At 75.0% G+C, this 20,106-nt stretch carries 16 protein-coding genes; 9 read left to right on the plus strand and 7 right to left on the minus strand.

Translation table 11 applies throughout. The features are described 5' to 3' along the window. Nucleotides 1–94: 94 nt before the first annotated feature. Both fabF and OHA34_RS12195 read left to right on the plus strand, forming a co-directional pair. Nucleotides 95–1,399 carry a beta-ketoacyl-ACP synthase II gene (gene fabF, locus OHA34_RS12190; RefSeq protein ID WP_285941240.1) on the plus strand — a complete coding sequence of 435 codons (1,305 nt, stop codon included), beginning with the start codon at nucleotides 95–97 and terminating at the stop codon, nucleotides 1,397–1,399. 46 nt (nucleotides 1,400–1,445) lie between these two features. Further along, on the plus strand, nucleotides 1,446–1,616 hold the full coding sequence (locus tag OHA34_RS12195) for a hypothetical protein (RefSeq protein ID WP_329521650.1): 171 nt from the start codon (nucleotides 1,446–1,448) through the stop codon (nucleotides 1,614–1,616). A gap of 67 nt (nucleotides 1,617–1,683) precedes the next feature. On the opposite strand, the gene OHA34_RS12200 is transcribed toward OHA34_RS12195, so the two are convergent. After that, complete coding sequence (locus OHA34_RS12200; RefSeq protein ID WP_285941241.1) at nucleotides 1,684–2,178, minus strand: DUF3145 domain-containing protein; 495 nt, start codon at nucleotides 2,176–2,178, stop codon at nucleotides 1,684–1,686. A 319-nt stretch (nucleotides 2,179–2,497) separates the two neighbouring features. On the opposite strand from OHA34_RS12200, the gene OHA34_RS12205 reads away from it, so the two are divergent. From OHA34_RS12205 to OHA34_RS12220, 4 genes are all read left to right on the plus strand, one after another. Next, nucleotides 2,498–3,667, plus strand: coding sequence for a S8 family peptidase (locus tag OHA34_RS12205; RefSeq protein WP_329521651.1), 1,170 nt, complete (start codon nucleotides 2,498–2,500; stop codon nucleotides 3,665–3,667). A 93-nt stretch (nucleotides 3,668–3,760) separates the two neighbouring features. Then, the gene (locus tag OHA34_RS12210) at nucleotides 3,761–4,330 is read left to right on the plus strand and encodes an RNA polymerase sigma factor (protein WP_285941243.1); all 570 of its coding nucleotides are present in this window, start codon (nucleotides 3,761–3,763) and stop codon (nucleotides 4,328–4,330) included. Beyond that, nucleotides 4,327–4,785 carry a hypothetical protein gene (locus OHA34_RS12215; RefSeq protein WP_329521652.1) on the plus strand — a complete coding sequence of 153 codons (459 nt, stop codon included), beginning with the start codon at nucleotides 4,327–4,329 and terminating at the stop codon, nucleotides 4,783–4,785. The genes OHA34_RS12210 and OHA34_RS12215 overlap by 4 nt, the downstream gene beginning before the upstream one ends. Next, on the plus strand, nucleotides 4,782–7,367 hold the full coding sequence (locus OHA34_RS12220) for a CHAT domain-containing protein (RefSeq protein WP_285941245.1): 2,586 nt from the start codon (nucleotides 4,782–4,784) through the stop codon (nucleotides 7,365–7,367). The genes OHA34_RS12215 and OHA34_RS12220 overlap by 4 nt, the downstream gene beginning before the upstream one ends. 61 nt (nucleotides 7,368–7,428) lie before the next feature. Here OHA34_RS12220 and OHA34_RS12225 read toward each other — a convergent pair whose 3' ends face one another. Next, nucleotides 7,429–8,268 carry a sulfurtransferase gene (locus OHA34_RS12225; protein ID WP_285941246.1) on the minus strand — a complete coding sequence of 280 codons (840 nt, stop codon included), beginning with the start codon at nucleotides 8,266–8,268 and terminating at the stop codon, nucleotides 7,429–7,431. 150 nt (nucleotides 8,269–8,418) lie between these two features. Between OHA34_RS12225 and OHA34_RS12230 the strand changes: the two genes are divergently transcribed. Together OHA34_RS12230 and OHA34_RS12235 are read left to right on the plus strand one after the other, a co-directional pair. Continuing rightward, nucleotides 8,419–8,970: a TetR/AcrR family transcriptional regulator gene (locus tag OHA34_RS12230; protein ID WP_329521653.1), complete on the plus strand. Its 552-nt coding sequence runs from the start codon at nucleotides 8,419–8,421 to the stop codon at nucleotides 8,968–8,970. 139 nt (nucleotides 8,971–9,109) lie between these two features. Continuing rightward, nucleotides 9,110–10,534: an MFS transporter gene (locus OHA34_RS12235; RefSeq protein WP_329521654.1), complete on the plus strand. Its 1,425-nt coding sequence runs from the start codon at nucleotides 9,110–9,112 to the stop codon at nucleotides 10,532–10,534. A gap of 46 nt (nucleotides 10,535–10,580) precedes the next feature. Here the strand turns inward: OHA34_RS12235 and OHA34_RS12240 are convergent, their stop codons facing one another. The 3 genes from OHA34_RS12240 to OHA34_RS12250 form a co-directional block, all read right to left on the minus strand. Further along, the gene (locus OHA34_RS12240; protein WP_329521655.1) at nucleotides 10,581–11,744 is read right to left on the minus strand and encodes an alkaline phosphatase family protein; all 1,164 of its coding nucleotides are present in this window, start codon (nucleotides 11,742–11,744) and stop codon (nucleotides 10,581–10,583) included. After that, complete coding sequence (locus tag OHA34_RS12245; protein WP_285941250.1) at nucleotides 11,741–12,322, minus strand: DUF5998 family protein; 582 nt, start codon at nucleotides 12,320–12,322, stop codon at nucleotides 11,741–11,743. The genes OHA34_RS12240 and OHA34_RS12245 overlap by 4 nt, the downstream gene beginning before the upstream one ends. 455 nt (nucleotides 12,323–12,777) lie before the next feature. Continuing rightward, nucleotides 12,778–15,288, minus strand: a complete 2,511-nt coding sequence (locus OHA34_RS12250) for a bifunctional acetate--CoA ligase family protein/GNAT family N-acetyltransferase (RefSeq protein WP_285941251.1) — start codon at nucleotides 15,286–15,288, stop codon at nucleotides 12,778–12,780. A 167-nt stretch (nucleotides 15,289–15,455) separates the two neighbouring features. On the opposite strand from OHA34_RS12250, the gene OHA34_RS12255 reads away from it, so the two are divergent. Then, the gene (locus tag OHA34_RS12255) at nucleotides 15,456–16,382 is read left to right on the plus strand and encodes a carbohydrate kinase family protein (protein ID WP_285941252.1); all 927 of its coding nucleotides are present in this window, start codon (nucleotides 15,456–15,458) and stop codon (nucleotides 16,380–16,382) included. A gap of 139 nt (nucleotides 16,383–16,521) precedes the next feature. Here OHA34_RS12255 and OHA34_RS12260 read toward each other — a convergent pair whose 3' ends face one another. Both OHA34_RS12260 and OHA34_RS12265 read right to left on the minus strand, forming a co-directional pair. Next, nucleotides 16,522–17,547: a LysR family transcriptional regulator gene (locus tag OHA34_RS12260; protein WP_285941253.1), complete on the minus strand. Its 1,026-nt coding sequence runs from the start codon at nucleotides 17,545–17,547 to the stop codon at nucleotides 16,522–16,524. A gap of 294 nt (nucleotides 17,548–17,841) precedes the next feature. Beyond that, nucleotides 17,842–19,956 carry a RecQ family ATP-dependent DNA helicase gene (locus tag OHA34_RS12265; RefSeq protein ID WP_285941254.1) on the minus strand — a complete coding sequence of 705 codons (2,115 nt, stop codon included), beginning with the start codon at nucleotides 19,954–19,956 and terminating at the stop codon, nucleotides 17,842–17,844. Nucleotides 19,957–20,106 lie beyond the last annotated feature (150 nt).

The raw sequence follows: 20,106 nt of genomic DNA on the forward strand, positions 1-20,106 counted from the left end.
CGCCGTGGCCTCGGCCCCCCGGACCGGGGGACCCGCCGGGCCCGAGGGTGGCGCGCCGCGCCTTGGCCCCCCAGTTCGCAAGGAGAGCACTCGCATGAGCAAGAGTCAGACCACCGTCGTCGTGACAGGCATAGGAGCAACGACACCGCTCGGCGGAGACCTGCCGTCGACCTGGTCCGCGCTGCTCGCCGGCAAGTCCGGGGTGCGCAACCTGGAGTGGGAGGGCGTCGAGGAGCTGCCGGTGCGGTTCGCCGCGCAGCTCGCGGTCGACCCGTCCGAGGTGATGCCCAAGCAGCACCTGCGGCGCCTCGACCGCAACCAGGCGATCGCGCTGATCGCCGCCCGCGAGGCATGGAAGGACGCCGGCCTCGCGCCGCCCGTCGACCGCAAGGCCGCCAAGCGCGGCGCCGTCGCCGAGTCCGACGGCTTCGTCCCGGACGGCGACCGGCTCGGCGTGGTGCTGTCCAGCGGCATCGGCGGCCTGCACACCGCGCTCGACAGCTACGACGTCTGGCGCGAGAAGGGCTGGTCGCGGGTCTCTCCGTTCACCGTCCCGATGCTGATGCCGAACGGCGCGTCCGGGCACGTCGGCATCGAGTTCGGCGCGATGGCCGGCTCGCACGCCCTGGTCAGCGCCTGCGCGTCCAGCGGCGAGGCGGTCGGCTACGCCATCGACATGATCCGCGCGGGCCGCGCCGACATGGTCATCTGCGGGGGCACCGAGTCGTGCATACACCCCCTCCAGATGGCCTCCTTCGGTGCCATGCGCGCGATGTCGACCCGCAACGAGGAGCCCGAGCGCGCGTCCCGCCCCTACGACAAGAACCGTGACGGGTTCGTGCTCGGCGAGGGCGCCGCGGTGATGATCCTGGAGTCGGAGGAGCACGCCCGCGCGCGCGGCGCCGACGTCTACGCGATCGCCGCCGGCTGCGGCTACTCCGGCGACGCCTACGACATCGTCCAGCCCGAGCCGACCGGCTCGGGGCAGGCCAAGGCGATGCGGCGGGCGCTCCAGGACGCCGGCCTCCAGGCCGAGGACATCGTTTACATCAACGCGCACGCGACCTCCACCCCGCTGGGCGACGTGGCCGAGCTCGCCTCGATCAAGGCCGCGCTCGGGCCCGAGGCCAGCTCCAAGGTGATGATCAGCGCGACCAAGTCGATGACCGGGCACCTGCTCGGCGGCGCCGGCGCGCTGGAGTCGATCTTCTGCGTGCTGAGCCTTCAGGAGGGCGTGGTGCCCGCCACCGCCAACCTGGAGGACATCGACGACGAGGTCGACCTCGATGTGGTGCGCGGCGAGCCGCGCCGGCTCGCGGACGGCCCCGCCGCGGCGCTCAACAACTCGTTCGGTTTCGGCGGGCACAACGTGTCGGTCGTCTTCCAGCGCGCCCTCTGACCGCCACCGCGGTCGGGCGTGCGCCCTGACCGAAAAGGCTTCCAGCGTGACCGTGCTCGACGACCGGGCCCTGAGCCCGGCCACCGGCACGAAGCAGGCCGAGCCGGATCCGCGGCACCCGCGGGCCCGGCTCGCCGCGCTCTGCGACGGGGACACCCTCCGCCCGTTCGGCGACGAGCACGGCGGCAGCGGCGCCTACGGCGACATCCCGCGGTGACCCCGTATAGGAGAGAGGACCGCCCGGCCGGGCGGTCCTCTCTCCTATACGGGCGCAGGTCACCGGCTCACACGGCGGCGTGGAGCCAGCGGACCGGGGCGCCGTCACCGGCCCGGCGGAAGGGCTCCAGCTCGTTGTCCCACGGCGTGCCGAGGAGCCGGTCGAGCTCGTGCTCGAGGGTGGTCTTGCCGACCGCGGCGTTGGCCATGACCGAGCGGAGCCGGTCCTCGGGCACCATGATGTCGCCGTTGGCGCCGATCACCCCGGTGAACACCCCCAGGGACGGCGTGAAGCTGTAGCGGACGCCGTCGCTGCCGGGAGTGGAGTCCTCGGTGGCCTCGAAGCGCAGGAGCTTCCAGTTGCGCAGCGCCGAGGTCACGCCCGCGGCGGTGCCGGGCTTTCCCTCCCAATGCAGTTCTGCGCGCAGCGTCCCGGGGGCCGCCGGCTGGTCGGCCCACTCAAGGGAAACGGGCACGCCGAGAACACCTGCCGCCGCCCACTCGATATGCGGGCTCAGCGCAGGTGGCGCGGAGTGGACGTAGAAAACGCCACGTGCGGTCACCGGACCTCCTGGATCTGTACCGAGGCTCGTCTTCCCCTACGGCCTCGTACGCCCCAAGACGGCGTCCGCGTCCCTCATTCTGCATCATCGGCACCGGTCGCACCACCGGGCGGGCACGGTTTGCCGAACGCTTGACCGCGCGGCGCCCATGGGGCACCGCCCCGGGCGACACGTTACGTCCTCGGAACGCCGGCCAGAAGCGGAACTCCGGACCGCGGGCGGCGGGCGCCGCCGCAGTTCTCCATTCCGCGTGAACGCGCCGCGCCGAATAGGGCACGATGAGCAACCCAATGGTCACAATGAGTGAAAGAGAGGTTCGATGTTCGACCAAGAGGCCCGCCTTGAGCGGCTGCTGGCCCGGCACGACGACGTCGCCATGGTGGAGCCCCTCCCGGGGCGTCCCGCGCTGATCCGGCGCGATCAGATCCTGGTCGCCGAACGGGACGCGTCCGCCGCCGAGGACCTGGTCCGGCGCTGGCACGACTCGCGGCACGACGAGGACGGTGTCACCCGGCTGCGGCTGCGCGCCCGGTCCAAGGTGGACGTGTGCGAGCTCTCCACCGAACTGGCGGGCGCGGGACGGCACCGGCGGCTGAGCGTCTCCCCCAACCACCTGGTGCACGGGCAGCCGATGTGGTGGAGCGGCCCCGCCGACCTGCCGCGCCCGGCGGGGCCGGTCCCCGCACCGCGGGCGGACGGTCCGCGCCGCGACGTCACAGTGGCGGTCCTGGACACCGGCCTGTCGCCGCACCCCTGGTACGAGGACGCCGCGTGGTACCGCGAGCAGGGCGACGAGGCGGCCGAGGTCCTGGACGCCGACCTGGACTTCGAGCTCGACGCGCAGGCGGGGCACGGGACGTTCGTCGCGGGGGTGCTGCTGCGGCACGCGCCGGCGGCCGTGCTGCGCGCCCGGCGGGTGATCGGCGGCGACGGCGTCGGCGACGAGGCCGGCGTGGTCGGGGCGCTGACCCGGCTGGCCGCCCAGGGCGGGGCCGACGTGGTGAACCTGTCGATCGGCTGCCACACCTTCGACGACCGTCCGACCCCGGTGCTGGCGCGGGCGGTCGCAGCACTCGGCCGCGGCACGGTCGTGGTGGCGTGCGCGGGGAACACGGCCGGCGACCGGCCGTTCTGGCCGGCCGCGCTCAAGCCGGTGATCGCGGTCGGGGCGCTGGACGCGCTCGGCGAGGACCGGGCGTGGTTCTCCAACTACGGCTGGTGGGTGGACGCCTGCGCGCCCGGGGTCGACATCGTCAGCGCCTTCGCGCGGTTCGACGGGCCGCGGCCCCGGGTGCGCGGCATCGACCCCGACCGGTTCGACGGCTTCGCCACCTGGAGCGGCACCTCGTTCGCCGCGCCCGCGGTGGCGGGGCGGATCGCGGGCCTCGCGGCGTCCGAGGGGCTGACCGCCGTGGAGGCGGCGGACCGGATCCTCGATCCGGCGGACCGGCCCACCCTCCCCGATCTCGGCGTGATCATCAGATCTTGAACACGGCACGGCCGCGAACCGGTAACCATGCGCGCATCGGAGCCGTCCGCTCACCTAAAGTGATCGACAAGCGGGGGCCCGTGAGGAGACTCGGTGGCCCTGGAGGATCGGGATGACGGCGCGGACGAACTGGTGGTCCGGGCCCGTGGCGGCGACGGCGCCGCGTGGGCCCGGCTGGTGGAGCGGTACAGCGGGCTGCTGTGGTCGGTGGCCCGGTCGTACGGGCTGAACGAGAGCGATGCGGGAGACGTGGTCCAGACGACCTGGCTGCGCCTGGTCGAACGGATCGACGGGCTGGCCGAGCCCGCGGCGACGGGCCGCTGGCTGGCCGTCACCGCGCGCCGCGAGAGCCTGCGCGTCGCCCGGAGCCGGGGCCGCGAGCTGCCGGGCGCCCTCGCCGACACGGTGCGGCGGTCGGCGGACGGCCGGACGGCGGACGGTGAGGCGTGCGGGCCCGAGCGGGTGTTCCTCGCGCGCGAGCGGCTCGGCCAGGTGGCCGCCGCTCTTGAGGCGCTGCCGCACCGCTGCCGGCATCTGCTGCGGCTGTGCGCGGTCGCGCCGAGCCACGCGGCGCTCGCGGCGGCGCTGGGCATCCCGGTCGGCAGCGTCGGGCCCACCCGGGCGCGGTGCCTCGACACCCTGGCGCGGAGGCTGACGCGATGACCGAGGACGAACTGTTCGCCCAGGTGCGCGCCGCGTTCCACGCGCTGGACCCGGTGCCGGGCGAGGTGCTGGCCGCCGGCCGGTCGGCGCTCGGCCTCCGCGTGCCCGGCGCGGGCGTCGCCGGGCTGGTCCGCGACCGCGCGCGGCGCCCCGGCGGCGGCGGGCTCCGCGGCGGCGGGACGGCGCTCCGCGCGCTGACGTTCGCGGCGCCGGGACGCGTCGTCGAGGCCGACGTGTGCGGGTCGGGCCGGTACCGGGAGATCGCCGGCCGGATCGTCCCCGGCGTACCCGCGCTGGTGCGCGTCCGGCTGCTCGGGACGGCGCCGGGCGAGCTCACCGACCGCGCCGACGAGGCCGGCCAGTTCGCCTTCCCCCGGGTACCCGAGGGCCTGTTCAGCCTGTACTTCCAGCTCCCCGACGGAACCTCGATCGTGACGAGCTGGATCCGCCTGTGACCGGACCCGTCGATGAGAGCGCGCTGCTGCGGGAAGTGGCCGCCGACCCCGCCCGCGCCTACCCGCGGGCCTTGGCGCTGGCGGCCGGCGGAGCGGGCGCCGACGCGGTGGTGGCGCTCCGGGCCGCCGCGCTGGCGGCCAAGGAGCTGGGCCGGCTCGACGAGGGGTTCGCGCTGCTCGGGCGAGCGCTCGCCGCGGCCGACGAGTACGGGGCCGCGCAGACGCGGATGACCCTGGTCGGGTTGCTCACCGCGCGCGGCGACGTCCCCGCCGCGCTGGCGGAGGCCGACCGGGCCGAGGGCGTGCTGCGCGGGGCGGACGCGGACCGGCTGGCCGCCAACCGGGCGTGCGCGCTGGCGCGGGCCGGACGGCTCGACGAGGCCCGGCGGGCGGCGGCGCGGGCCCTGCCCCGGCTGCGCCGCGGCGGCGACCCGGCGACGCTCGGCGGGCTGCTCACCAACCTGGCCCTCGCGCAGGCGTTCGGCGGCGCGCTCGCCGACGCCGAGACCACCCTGACCGAGGCGGTCACCGTCGCCGGCGCCGCGGGGCTGCCCCATCAGAAGGCGATGGCCGTGGGGAACCTGGCGTTCGTGGTGTCGCGGCGCGGCGACCTGCCGCGGGCGCTGCGGCTCTTCGCCGACGCCGAGCCCGGCCTGGCCGGCGAGCGGGTGGCGCAGTGCCGGTTCGACCAGGCCGAGACCCTGATCGAGGCGGGCCTCCCGGACGAGGCCCGGGAGCTGCTGACCCGGGCGATGGCCGACGCCACCGCGCACGGCTACCGGTGCGACGTCGCCGACGGCCTGCTCCTGCTCGCGCACGCGGAGCTGGCCGACGGGGACGCCCAGCGGGCCGCGGGCACCGCCGAACGGGCCCGCGCCGCGTTCGCCCGGCAGGGCCGCACCGGCTGGCGGCTGCTGGCCGAGCACCTGCTGCTGCGCGCGCGCTGGGCGGCCGGCGACCGTTCGGCGATCCTGCTGCACTCCGCGGTGGCCACGGCCGAACGGCTCGACGAGGGCGGCTGGGCCGGGGCGTCCGCGGAGGCCCGGATCATCGCCGCCCGGACGGCGCTCACCCTGCGCCGTCCGGCCGGGCACCTGCTGGCGCCGGTGAGCGGCACCGGGGGCCCGGCGTCGCTGCGTCTCGCGGCGTGGCACGCGACCGCGCTGGAGCGCTGGGGGCGCGGTGACCGGCCGGGCGCGCGGGCGGCGGTGTGGGCGGGACTGCGGGTCGCCGAGGACCACGCGGAGGTGTTCGGGGCGGTCGACCTGCGCGCCCGCGCGGCCGGGCACGGCGCGGAGCTGGCCGATCTGGGCCTGCGGCTGGCCGGTTCGGCGCGCGAGCTCCTCGGGGTCGAGGAGCGGCGGCGGGCGGTCGCGCGCCGTCCGGTCGCGGTCCGGCCGCCGCGCGACCCCGTCCGCGCCGCCGCGCTCGCCGAGCTGCGCACGCTGAGCGGCGAGCACACCGGCGCCGCCGCGCGCGGCAGGGCGCCGGCCGCGCTGTCCGAGCGGCTCGTCCGGCTGGAGGCGCGGATCCGGGCCGACACCCGGTCCCGGCCTGCGGCGGGGCCCGCGTGGGTGAGCCAGGGGACGGCCGGGATCATCGCGGCGCTGGGCGAACGGGTGCTGCTGGAGCTGATCCGCGTCGGCGACGAGCTGCACGCCGTCACCGTCCGCGACGGGCGCCCGCGCCGCCATCGCCTCGGCGCGTACGGCGCGGTGGCGCGGGAGACCGGCACGGTGCGCTTTGCGATGCGGCGGCTCGCCGAGCGCGAGGACGACGCGCAGTCGGCGGCGGGGCTCGCCCTCGCCCGCGAGCGCCTGGAGGAACGGCTCGTCGAGCCGCTGCGGGCCGAGCTCGGCGACCGGAGCCGGGAGCTGGTCATCGCGCCGACCGGCGCCCTGCACGGGCTGCCGTGGGCGGTACTGCCCTCCCTGGCCGGACGGCCGTTCGCGGTCGTCCCCTCGGCGCACGCCTGGCTCCACGCGCAGAGCCTGGCCCGGTCGTGGCGCGTCCAGCGGGTGGACGGGCGGCGCGCGGCGGGCCCCTCGCACTACGGCGGGCGGCGGGCGGTGCTGGTGGCGGGACCGGGCCTGAAGCACGCCGAACGCGAGATCGCGACGCTGCGGAGCCTCTACCCGGCGGCGCTCACCCTGCGGGGGCCGCAGGCGCGCGCGGAGGCCGTCCGCGACGCCCTGGACGGCGCGGCGGTCGCGCACCTGGCGGCGCACGGCGAGTTCCGCGACGGCAACGCCCTGTTCTCGCTACTGCGGCTGGCCGACGGCCCGCTGATGGTGCACGACCTGGAGGAGTGGACGGCCGCGCCGCGCCTGGTGGTGCTGTCGGCCTGCGACGTCGGCCGGGCCGACGGCGGCGACGCGGTGATCGGCATGGCGGGCGCGCTGCTCGCCCTCGGCGCCGCCACGGTCATCGCCAGCGTGACGCCCGTACGGGACGCGGCGACGCACCGCTTCATGCACGCCTTCCACGCCGGGCTGGCCGCCGGGCTCGGGCCCGCGCGCGCCCTGGCGTCGGCCCCGCGCTCCCCCGGCGTCACCGGCTTCCTCTGCTTCGGCGCCGGCTGACCGGACCGTCCAGCCGGAGCCGGAGCCGTCGGCCGGACCGGGGCCGGGGGCCAGGCCCAGGTCACCTCAGGGTGGATTCGCCCGTGGCGACCGGGTTGGCGGGGTCGGCGACCCACTCCGACCAGGACCCGACGTAGAGCGCGGCGGGCACCCCGGCGAGCGTGAGCGCGAGGACCTCGTGCGCCGCCGTCACGCCGGAACCGCAGTAGGCGGCCACGTCGACGGCGTCGGTGGCGCCGAGCTGCGCGAACCGCTCGCGCAGCAGCTCCGGCGGCAGGAACCGGCCGTCCACCCCCACGTTGCCGGAGGTGGGCGCGTTCACCGCGCCCGGGATGTGCCCGGCCACCGGATCGATCGGCTCGGTCTCGCCGCGGTACCGCTCGGCGGCCCGCGCGTCGAGCAGCACCCCCGCCTTGGCCAGCGCGGCGGCGCCCTCGGCGTCGAGCACCGGCAGCCGTCCCGGACGGGCCACGAAGTCACCCGGCTCGGCGGACGGCTCGGCGGTGGTCACGGCCCCGCCCGCCTCGGTCCAGGCCCGGTAGCCGCCGTCGAGGACGCGGACCCGCTCGTGGCCGAAGTAGCGCAGCGTCCACCAGACGCGCGCGGCGGCGGTGGAGTCGGCGTCGTCGTAGACGACCACGAGCCGGTCGCCCGACACCCCGGCCCGCCGCATCGCCGCCTCGAACCCGGCCGGCGGGGGCAGCGGGTGCCGCCCGCCCGGCCCCGGCGGGCCGGTCGCGTCGCGGTCGAGGTCGAGGAAGACCGCGCCGGGCAGATGGCCCCGGCGGTAGGACTCGATCCCCGGCGGACCCGCCACATGCCATCGCACGTCCAGCAGTACCGGCGGCCCCTGCCGCCGGGTCAACCGGTCCAATGCGGGCACTTCGATGAGAGGGTGCACATCGCCAGTCTGACCTTCGCCGCCCGGATTAGGGAGAGGCGAATCCCGGTTCATCACAACACCGCAGCCTACGCAGCGGAGACGCCCTCCAGGACCCCCGCCCCCGAAGAACGGGTTGCACTCGCCAGGTGTGAGTGGTTTATTACTCATATGTCCGCCATCAGTCCGCAGCGCCGGCTGTCCACCGCCGAGGAGCGCCGGGAGACCGTGCTGCGCACCGCGATCCAGGCGTTCGCCGCACGCGGCTACTACGGAACCACCACGACCGAGGTCGCCAAGGCCGCGGGCATCTCGCAGGCGTACCTCTACCGCCTCTTCCCCGACAAGGAGGCCCTGTTCGTGGCGGTCGTCGACCACTGCTCCACGCGGATCCGCGAGTGCCATGCCGAGGGCGCCGCGGGCGCGTCCAGCGCGGACCCCGCCGCCGTACTGGAGGCCATGGCGGCGGCGTACGAGGGGTTCATCGAGGACCGCGACCTGCTGAGAGTGCTGCTGCACGCCTCCTGCGCCGCGAGCGAGGCGGCGATCGGCGAGGCGATCCGCACCTGCTACGCGCGGCAGGTCGAGTACGTCCGGGCGGCCTCGGGCGCGTCCGACGCCCAGATCCGGGCGTTCTTCGCGCGCGGACTGCTGGGCAACGTGATGACCGGCATCGACGCCGGCTCGGTGGACGCGCCCTGGGCGCGCACCCTGACCGGCTGAACGAACGGCTGAACGACCGGCCAGCCGGGCCGCCGGAACCGCGCCCCGACCGGCCGTCCCCCGGGCCGCCGACCGGCGGCCCTTCTTTCGGCGTCAAGTGTGAGTGGTCGACCACTCTATCTCTGGAGAAAGGACCCCCATGTCCCCCACCGCACGGCGGCGCACCGGGCCGATGCTCGCGCTGCTCGCGTTCGCCCAGTTCATCAGCGCCATCGACTACAACATCGTCTACGTCGCGCTGCCCGCGATCGGCCGCGACCTCGGCTTCACGGCCCAGTCCCTCCAGTGGGTGGTCAGCGCCTACGCCGTCGCCTTCGGCGGCTTCCTGCTCTTCGGCGGACGCGCGGCCGACCGCCTCGGACGGCGCCGGATGTTCGTCCTCGCGCTGTCCCTCTACGGCCTGTCATCGCTCCTCGGCGCCCTGGCCGGCGCCCCGTGGGCGCTGATCGCCGCGCGCGCCGTGCAGGGCCTCGGCGGCGCGCTGCTGCTCCCGGCCACGCTGTCGCTGATCAACGTCGGCTTCGCCGAGGGCCGCCCCCGCAACCGGGCGCTGGCGGTCTGGGGTGGCGCGGGCGGCGTCGGCCTCGCCCTCGGCTCTCTGCTCGGTGGGATCCTGACCAGCGGTTTCGGGTGGGCGTCGGTGTTCATCGTGAACGTCCCCTTGGCCGCGGCGGGCATCGCCGCCGCGTTCGCCGTCATCCCCGCCGACCCGCGCGCCGGGCGTGGCCGCGGCTTCGACCTCCCGGGCACCCTGACGGCCACCCTCGGCGGCACCCTGCTCGTCTACGCCCTCGTGCAGGCGCCCGAGACCGGCTGGGACGCCCCGGAGACCGCCGGCGCGCTCACCGCCGCCGCGCTGCTCCTCGGCCTCTTCGCGGCGGTCGAGTCGCGCACCGCGAACCCGGTGCTGCCGCTGGACCTGCTCGCCAACCGCGGCCTCGGCACCGCCATGGTGATCACGTTCGTCTTCATGGGCACCTTCGGCGCGCAGTACTACACGCTGACCGTCTACCTCCAGGACCTGCGCGGGTACGGCGCGCTCGCGACCGGCCTGGCGTTCCTGCCCGGCGGCGTGATCGGCCTGGCCGGCACCAAGATCAGCGAACGGCTGCTGGGCGCGGCCGGGGTGCGCCGCACGCTGCTCGCCGGCCTGCTGACCGGCGCCGCCGGAATGGCGGGCCTCGCGCTCGGGATGGCGCCGGCGGGCGGCTACCCGGCGCTGCTGCCCGGCATCGCGCTGCTCGCCCTCGGCCAGGGCATCACCTGGACGGCCATGTTCGTGGCCGCCGCGTCCGGCGTGGCCCCGGAACGGCAGGGCGTCGCGTCCGCGATGGCCTCCACCACCCAGCAGATCGGCGGCGCCGTGGGGCTGGCCGCGCTCGTGGCCCTGGTCAACACCGGCCCCGGCGGCGAAGCCTCGATCGGCGGCCTGCGCACCGCCGGATGGGTCGCCGCCGCGGTGACCGTGGTGGGGGCCGCCATAGCGCTCACCCTGCGAACCGGCCGCCCGGCCGCGCCCGGACACGACGTGGAGGCGATGCCGCAGGCCGCGGACCGCACCTGACGCTCCACCCCATGCCATGCGGAGGCGGCGGCGGAGTCTGTCGCCGTCAGGGGTTGGTCACCCTCAGCAGGGGGACGAGCTGTTCAGCCGGGATCAGCGAGCCGTGCATGCCGACCATGCCGTCCAGCCACGGCTCCCGGTGGGAGGCGACGATGGCCAGATCGCCGTGCGGGACGGCGATCACATCGCCGATGCGCTCGATCATCCCGGCCGCGAGCGGCCCGAACCACCCCTCGGCGACGGCCTCGTCCCTGGACCGGACCCAGGCGCGGTCGCCCAGGATGTCGCGCCAGGACGCCAGCACGTCGGCGTGGGCGCCCGGCTCGGTGTAGACGTACCGGGCGCGGGCGTCGCCGCCGAGCAGGGCGACGCCGTCCCGGAGTCCGGGGACCGCGTCGGCGTCGATCCGCTCGGACGGGTCGACCATGCCGTGGTCGGCCGTCACGTACAGGGCCGTCCCGGCGGGCAGGGCCTCGGTGAGCTCCCGGGCGAGCAGGTCGACGAAGCGGAGCTGGTGGGCCCAGTCGTCCGACCGGACGCCGAACCGGTGGCCGGTCGAGTCGAGATCGGCGTGGTAGACCGTCACCAGCGACCGGTCGCCCGCGCGCAGCGCCCGGCCCGCCTGGCCGACGAGCTGGCCGAGGCCGCCCGCGGCCCGGTAGTCGGCGCCGCGGGCGGTGGCGCGGCTCAGGCCGCTGCCCCGGTAGGAGCCGTGCGCGACGTAGGAGGCGGCGATGCCGTTGGCCGCCGCGAGCTCGTAGATCGTGGGCGCGGGCTGGAACTCGGCCGGATCGACGGTGTCGTCGTGCCAGCGCAGGCAGTTGAGCAGCCGGCCGGTGCCGGGGACCGCCACCTGGACGCCGAGCAGCCCGTGCCCGCCGGGCGGCAGGCCGGTGGCCAGCGATCCCAGGCTCGTCACGGTCGTCGCCGGGAACCCCGCGGTCAGCGGTCCGCCCGCCAGCGAGGCGAGGTAGGGCGCGTGGCCGGGACGGGCGCGGAGCTGCTCCCAGCCGAGCCCGTCGATGATCAGCACGCACGCGCGCGGGAGCTGGGGCAGCCCCAGCGTGTCCGGCATGCCGGGCACGCCGAGCGCGCCCAGCACGGAGAACGGAAGGTCGGCGAGCGCCCCCGCCCCGTACCGGGGTACCGGCGGCGGCCCGGCCTCCGACGGTCCGGCGCCTCGCGGGGCGGGCTCCGGCGGGGCGGTCATCGGGCGGTGGCGGCGGCCAGCTCCTCGGCGAAGGCCAGCACCTGGCCGACCGCGTCGGCGCCGTCGGCGGCCTCGCTCACCCGCAGGGACAGGTCGTCGGCGGTGACGCTGCCGGTGTAGCCGTGGTCGGCCTCGCAGTTCTCGTCGCCGCAGGTGGCCGGTTCAAGGTCGATGTGCGCGATGGCGCCCCAGCCGATGGTCAGCACGACCTCGGTCGGCGGCACCCCCGGCACGTACGAGGCGGGGTCGGGGACGACCCGGGTCACCGCGACCGATTGGACCCGGTCCAGCTTGACGGCCTCGGTGGTGGTGGACGCGTGCGGCTGGGCCATGCCCTCGCCGGGCGGATGCTCGTCGGTATGGCAGACCAGCAGCCTGGTGGGCGACAGCACCAGCACGGTGACGTGCCGCCGCACCTCCATGGCCGGGTCGAAGGCCGCCTCGTGGTGCACCACGTAGGCGAGCACGCGCTCGTCGCCGATCGCCGACTCGACCGCGTCGGCGACCAGGGCCGGATAGTAGCCGCTGCGCTCGATCGCGGTGCGCAACCCGTGAGGCGTCGCTCGGGTTTCCCTCATGGCCCCATCCTGCCCTGTCCCGGGAGGGCTCCGCACACGACCGCCCCCGAACGCGGTCATTCCGATGCCCTCGGGGTACGGGAACAGGCATGGACGCAAGAGACCCGCTTCCGCCGCCGCCGCCGGTGCCGCGTCCCGGACCAGACCCGGCACCCGCCCCGGAGCCCTTGATCCCGCCCCCCGAGCCACCCCCCGTACCGGCGCCGGGCCCTTCCCCGCAGCCGCCCGGACCTGGGCCGCGCCCCGGGCCCGTTCCGCCCGGCCCCGCGCCCGACCCGATCCCGCCGGGGCCGCCGCCGGAACCCGAGCCGCCCGGCCCGGCACCGGACCCGATCCCGCCGACACCCGACCCCGGCCCGGAACCTCCGCCGTCCTGAGCCCGAAACTCGCCTCTCACACCGGAACCGGATATCCGAACGGAAATCCCGGGGCACCGGAATCAGGCGCCCGCCGGCTCAGGGGAGGCGGCGCGGCCCTAGTTCGGGGCGGGGACCGAGGGGGCGCTCCAACCGCAGGGCGACCCGCCGAACGGACGCGCCGGACGCGCCGACCACGACGGGGTCGAGTTCGAGCCGCGCCACCTCGGGCAGGTCGTCGCCAAGGCGCGAGACGCGCAGGAGCAGCTCTTCCACGGCGGCCACGTCGACCGGCTCCGCCCCACGGTGGCCCAGCAGCAGCGGAGCCGTGCGGATGGCCCGGACGAGGTCGGCGGCCTCCACGTCGGTGAGGGGCGCCAGCCGATAGGCCCGATCGTCCAGCAGCGCCGCTGTCTCGTCCGCAAGGCCGAACGAGATGACCGCGCCGAACGAGTGGTCCTCCATGGCGACGATCCTGGCCTGGACGCCTTCGCGGTCCTCACCGGTGACGGCCACCCCGTAACAGGCGAGCAGCTCCGCGGCCTGCTCGGCGGTCGCGTGCACCGGATCGCCCGATCCGAGCCACTGCTCCACCAGGGCCCTCGCGCGCCTGCGGTCGGCGCCCGCGAGCTCGGGCATGCGGCCCGGTGGCCGCTGCCGCCACTGCGCGTACCGGACGACGTACGCCAGCGCCCGTACGGCGTCCTCAGGGGCCGGGTAGGACGGCACCGAGCCCGCCGCCGCCACCCCGTCGGGCCCGGTGACGCGGAGGTCGGCCGGCATACCCGTCGAGCCCAGGTAGGTCGCCACGATCGGCTTGGTGCTGCCCGCCGCCAGCCGCATGATCTGCTCGGGGACGCGCAGGTCGTAGCCGCCGATCGTGGGCGGCGCGAACAGCGCCACGACCGCGTCGACCGTGTCGTCGGCCAGCGCCTCGGCGAGCGCCGCCTCGTACTCCTCGGCGCCCGCGCGGGGCCCGAGGTCGACCGGCGGCCGGACGTCCAGGCCCGCCGCCGCGCCCGCGTCCTGCGCCAGCAGCCCCAGCGAGTCGGAGTTGTCGATGATCGCGACCCGGTCGCCCGCGGGCAGCGGCTGGTAGGCCAGGAGCTGCGCCACGTCGAACAGCGCCGACAGGTCGTCCACCCGGATCACCCCGGCCTGCGCGAACAGCGCGCTGACCGCGTGGTCGGGCAGGCTGAGCGCCCGCGCGGCGTGCCCGAGCGGGACGCCCTGGAGGCTGCGCCCGCTCTTGACCGCCACGATCGGCTTGCGCCGCCCCAGCCGCCTGGCCAGCCGGGCGAACTTGCGCGGGTTCCCGAGCGACTCCAGGTAGAGCAGGACCGCCTTGGTGGCCGGGTCCTCCTCCCAGTACTGCATCAGGTCGTTGCCGGACACGTCGGCGCGGTTGCCCGCGGAAACGAACGTGGACAGGCCGAGCCCCCGTTCGGCGGTGCGTTGCAGGATCGCGATGCCGAGCGCGCCGGACTGGGAGAAGAACCCCACCGGCCCGCGCCCCGGCATCGTCGGCGCCAGCGTCGCGTTCAGCCGTACGTCGGGATCGGTGTTGGCGATGCCCAGGCAATTGGGGCCGACCACGCGCATCCCGTACGCGCGGGCGAGACGGACCAGTTCTTCCTGGCGCGCTCGTCCTTCAGGGCCGGTCTCCCCGAAACCTGACGAGACGACCACCAGGCCGCGCACGCCCTTGCTCGCGCACTGCTCGACGACGTCGTGCACGGTGTCCGCGCGTACGGCGACCACGGCCAGGTCGACGTCGTCGGGAATCTCCAGAACCGACGCGTACGCCCGCACGCCCGCGACCGCCTTGGCGGTCGGGTGCACCGGATAGACGGGGCCGGTGAAGTCACCGCTCAGCAGATTGCGCAGCACGGTCTGCCCGACGGAGTGCTCGGCCCGGCTCGCGCCGATCACCGCCACCGACCCCGGGAACAGCAGCCGCTGGATCGACCGCGACTCGGCCCGGTGCTCGCGCGCCCCCATGACCTCCACCGAGGTCTCGGTCGGCTCCAGGTCGAGCACCAACTCGATCACGCCGTCCTCGAACCGCTGCTCGGCCCGGTACCCAGCCTCCCGGAACACCCGCGTCATCCTGCGGTTGTCGGGCAGCACGCTCGCCACGAACCTGCGCACCCCCCGCTCGCGCGCCGCCGCCGCGATGTGCTCCAGCAGAACGGCCGCCAGGCCCCTCCCCTGATGCGCGTCCTCCACCAGGAAGGCGACCTCGGCCACACTCCCCGGCTCGTCCTTCCCGGTGCCCTCCGAGCCCGTCGCCGAACCCGCGGTCGCGTCGTCGTCGGCAGGACGGGCGGGCAGCCGGTCATAGCGGACGACCGCCACCATCTCCTCGCCGATCGTGGCGATCAGCGCCGTCCGGCGGTCGTAGTCGACGGTGGTCAGATGCCGGATCTCCTTCTCGCTCAGCCGCGGGCGGGGCGAGAAGAAGCGGTAGTAGATCGATTCTGGGGAGAGCCGCGCGTAGAAGGTGCGCAGCAGCTCGGCGTCCGCACTGCGGATGGGACGCAGATGCGCCGTCCCGCCGTCGGTGAGGACGACGTCGGCCTCCCAATGATCCGGATAGCCCTCGGTCACGTACCCGAGGGTATGGCACCGGCCGGAGGGCCCCGGTCCTCGAAAAACGCCGCGATCCCCGCTTTCGCTGCGCGTTCGAGACCTCGTCGGGGCTCAAGAGCTGTTACGGTCGTCCACACGCCCAGAATGCCGCTCGCGCGGGCCGTGTTGATCGAGGTGATGACTCCATGACGCGCGTGGTCGTGGTCGGCGATCTTATGACAGATACCGTGGCACGTGCCGCGTTCCCCCTTGCCAAGGGCAGTGACACGCCTGCGGCCGTAACGATTCACGGGGGAGGCTCGGGCGCCAACGTGGCCTCGTGGCTCGCCCTGGAAGGGGTCGAGGTCGCGTTCGTGGGCCGCCGAGGCTCCGATATCGCGGGCCGAAACCGGGACATGGAACTGATGGGGTACGGGGTCGACGCCCGGCTGGTCATGGACCAGGAACGCCCCACCGGAACCTGTGTGGTCCTGGTCACCCACAAGGGCGACCGGACCATGCTCTCGGACCCGGGGGCCAACGCGGCACTGCTGCCCGAAGACATCGAACGCTGCAAGGACCTGTTCAATCAGGGCACCCACCTGCACCTGTCGGGTTACGCCCTGATCAACGAGGGGTCCCGGAAGGCCGCCATCCACACGCTGGACCTGGCCCGCAAGGCCCAGATGTCCATCTCGGTGGACGGCGGCTCCTCCTCCCCGCTCAAACGGATGGGCGCCGAGCCGTTCCTGGAATGGACCCAGGGCTCGCGGCTGCTGGTGGTCAACGCCGACGAGGCCGAGGTGCTCACCGGCCGGGACAATCCCGACCAGGCCGCCAAGGTGCTCACCGCCTGGTACCCGCAGGTGGTGATCAAGGTCGGCCGGGACGGTGCCCTCTGGTACACCAACGGCCGCCCGGAGCCGGTCACGGTCGCGGCCGAACCGGTCGAGAAGATCGCCGACGGGACGGGTGCCGGTGACGCGTTCGTCGCCGGGTTCCTGCCGGTGTGGCTCGACGGCCAGCAGCCGACCGACGCCCTCACTGCGGGCTGCCGGCTGGCGGCGCGCGCCATGCAGCACCTGGGCGCCCGCCCCACCCTCGACGTCGTCGACAACCAGATCAAGAACTGAGCGTCCCGGAGAGCCCGGTCCCCCAGGGGGCCGGGCTCTCCGGCATGCACGCCCGTCCATCGCCCCTCCGCCCGCCGTCCGAGCAGCCGGGCCAGGTGGACCGGGGGTCAGGAGGGTCGGGGGCCAGGAGGGTCGGGGGTCAGGTGGGCGGGACGTAGGTGCGGGCGTCCTCGCGGACCGCGGCCCACAGGCGGTTGAGGGGGTGCGCGGCGTCGTAGCGCTCCAGGTCGGCGCGACGGACGAACGCGCCGGTCATCAGCTCGGCCTTCGGTTCGAGATCGTCGTGCAGCTCCAGGATCCGCAGCGGGACGCCGTCGCCGTCCCAGCGGCGGACGGCGCGGCGGCCGATGGAGCCGGTCACGATCATGCAGCCGCGGACGAAGCCGGAGCGCAGCAGCGACAGCCCGTAGTTCACGTCGTCGATGTCGGCGACGACGTTCAGCCGGTCGCGGAAGCCGGGACCGTACCAGGTGGCCAGCAGATCGGCGATCAGGCCGGCGGGCGGCACCACCAGCGGCAGGCCCGCCAGCCCGCTGGTCTCGACCGTCCCGCCGGGCAGTTCCGGCTCGGCGAGGTTGGTCAGCAGCAGCGCGTTGCCGCGGGCGTACTCGACGACCTCGTACCCGCGCAGCCGGCGGTCGCCCTCGGGCGTGCTGACGATGCTGCCGCAGATCAGGTCGACCTGCTTGGTCTCCAGGCGGGACCACAGGTCCTTGGTGCGGACGTGCGCGACCTTGAACTCCACCTCCCGCTGCCGCAGCTCCTCCGACACCCGGTCCCAGGCCCGCGACACGATGGGCAGGGTGAACTCGGTGGTGCCCACGGTGAGCATCCGGCCCAGCCGCCGCCGGCTCCAGTGCACGGCCTCCAGCCACTGCGCGATGGTCGCGCGGGCGAGCTCGGCCGTGGCCTCGCCGGTCGGGGTGAACAGGAAGTCCTTCCCGCGGCCCTGCCTGAGGGTGAGCACATCTCCGCACAGCGCCTGGCAGTTGCGGTTGAGCGTGTCGAGCTGCTTCTGCACGCTGGACTGCTCGCGGCCGAGGGCACGGGCCGCGCGCAGTGCGGAGCCCGTCTCGTGCACGACCAGCAACGTTCGGAGCTGGTCGAACGTCGTGTCGAGCAGCCCCGTGGGGCAGTCGAGGAGATCATCGAGGGAGAACGACACGGACACGGACGTTAACAGTCCCCTCGGTGTTCAGTCCGACACGGGGTGAAATGTCCGCTGGTCCAGTCGAGCCGGAAGTGATGACATTTCCCGTCCAACTTATCGATGCATGTTCTCTCAAACAACTGGACACCGTTTTCTAACCCATAGAACACTTCCTCTCGTTCCCGCGGTCCGCCGGCCGAGACCGCGGGCGGGCGGCCCGGCTCCTCCGGTCCGCTCCCCTTCACTTCCCGGGAGTCCTGCGGCCGTCGCGGGGGCGACCGCAGGGCCTCCGGGAACCCGGGGTCCGGGTTAGTTGATCACCGCCAGGGCCAGGGGGAGGACGGCGGGCGCGCCGGCTTCGCGGAGGAGGCGGGCGGCCACCGTCATCGTCCAGCCGGTCTCGATCCGGTCGTCCACCAGCAGGATCGGGCCGCCGGCCTCGCGCACGGCCGCGGCGACGTCGTCGGGGAGGGCCAGCCCGTGCCAGACCGAGCGGAGCCGCTGCGCGCTGTTGTGGCGGCGCGGGATGGGCTCCCCCAGCGGGACGAGCTCGCCCAGGTGCGGGATGCGGCCGATCTCGGCGATGCGGCGGGCCAGACCGCCGACCAGGCGGGGGCGGCTGCGGGAGCCGATCGCGACGACGCCGGCGGGGCGGCTCTCCCAGTCCCAGGCGGCGAGCACCTTGACGACGGCGTCGAACATCTCGGGGGTGGCCTCGGTGTCGCCCCCGGCGAACAGCTCGCGGAGGCGGGTGCCCCAGCCGATGTCGGTGAGCCGCCCGAGGGCGCGTCCCGGCTCGGCCGCCCGCTGGATGCGGCCGGCGACGCCGAGGTCGTCCTTGACGCCGGTGGGCCACATGCGGCGTGGGGCGACGTCGACCCCGGGACGGCGCAGGCGTTCGCGGGCCTGGGTGGCGCCGCGCTCGCTGACGTCGGCGGACCAGTGCCGGCCGGTGCAGTTGTCGCACCGCCCGCAGGGCGCGGCGGCGGGGTCGTCGAGCTGGCGGCGGAGGAACTCCTCGCGGCAGCCGGTGGTGGCGATGTAGTCGAGCATCGCGCGCTGCTCGCGGGAGCGCTCGGCGGCGACGCGCTCATAGCGCTCGCGGTCGTAGACCCAGGCGTCGCCGGTGGCGGTCCAGCCGCCCTTGACGCGGCGGACGGCGCCGTCGACGTCGAGCACCTTGAGCATCATCTCCAGCCGGGCCCGGCCGAGGTCGACGCGGGGTTCGAGGGCTCCGGTGGACAGGGTGCGCCCGGCGTCGGACAGCACCTCCAGGGTGGCCCGGACGGTGGGTTCGGGCGGGAAGGCCAGCCCGGCGAAGTAGGCCCAGATGTCGCGGTCCTCCGGGCCCGGCAGCAGGATCACCTCGGCGCGGTCGACGCCGCGGCCCGCGCGCCCGATCTGCTGGTAGTAGGCGACCGGGGACTGCGGGGCGCCGACGTGCGCGATGAACCCGAGGTCGGGCTTGTCGAAGCCCATGCCGAGCGCGCTGGTGGCGACCAGGGCCTTGAGCTTGTTGTCGAGCAGGTCGCGCTCGGCCTGGAGCCGTTCGGCGGGGTCGGTCTGGCCGGAGTAGGCGGCGACGGGGTAGCCGCGCTCGCCGAGGTAGCCGGCGATCTCGTGCGCGGCGGCGACGGTCAGGGTGTAGATGATGCCCGAGCCGGGGAACTGGTCGAGGTGCTCGCCGAGCCAGGCGATGCGCTGCTCGGCGGTGGGCATCTGGACCACGGCGAGGTGGAGGGAGTCGCGCTCGAGCGGGCCGCGCAGCACGAGCGCGTCGTCGAGGCCGGCTCCCCCGGCGAGCTGCTCGGCGACGTCCTGGGTGACGCGGGCGTTGGCGGTGGCGGTGGTGGCGAGGACGGGGATGCCGGGCGGCAGCTCGGCGAGCAGCGTGCGGAGCCGCCGGTAGTCGGGACGGAAGTCGTGGCCCCAGTCGGAGATGCAGTGCGCCTCGTCGACCACGACCAGGCCGGCGCCGGCGGCCAGCTTGGGCAGCACCAGGTCGCGGAAGTCGGGGTTGTTGAGCCGCTCGGGGCTGACCAGCAGCACGTCGACCTCGCCGGCCTCGACCTCGGCGAAGACGCCCTCCCAGTCGTCGGTGTTGGCGGAGTTGATCGTGCGGGCGTGGATGCCGGCCCGGTCGGCGGCGTCGATCTGGTTGCGCATCAGCGCGAGCAGCGGCGAGACGATCACCGTGGGCCCGGCGCCGCGCTCGCGCAGCAACCGGGTCGCCACGAAGTAGACGGCGGACTTGCCCCAGCCGGTGCGCTGCACGACCAGCGCCCGGCGCCGCTCGACGACCAGGGCGCGGATCGCGGTCCACTGGTCGTCGCGCAGCCGCGCGTGCTCTCCGGCGAGCGCGCGCAGGCAGCGTTCGGCGTCATTCCGCAGGTTGCCGTCGTCGGACGGCTCAGTAGGGGCCATGCCCTCCTTGCTACCAGCCGCCGCCGACGGTACGCACCAGAACGGGATTCTGTGGAAAACCCGGATCCGGTCGGTCCAGGTGATCAACTGGCGAACCCGGCCAGGTAGCCTGCGGTGAGGGATTGTCAGGGCGGGAGGTCACGGTCGCAT

Source organism: Spirillospora sp. NBC_01491 (genome assembly GCF_036227065.1).
Lineage (GTDB): Bacteria > Actinomycetota > Actinomycetes > Streptosporangiales > Streptosporangiaceae > Spirillospora > Spirillospora xylanilytica.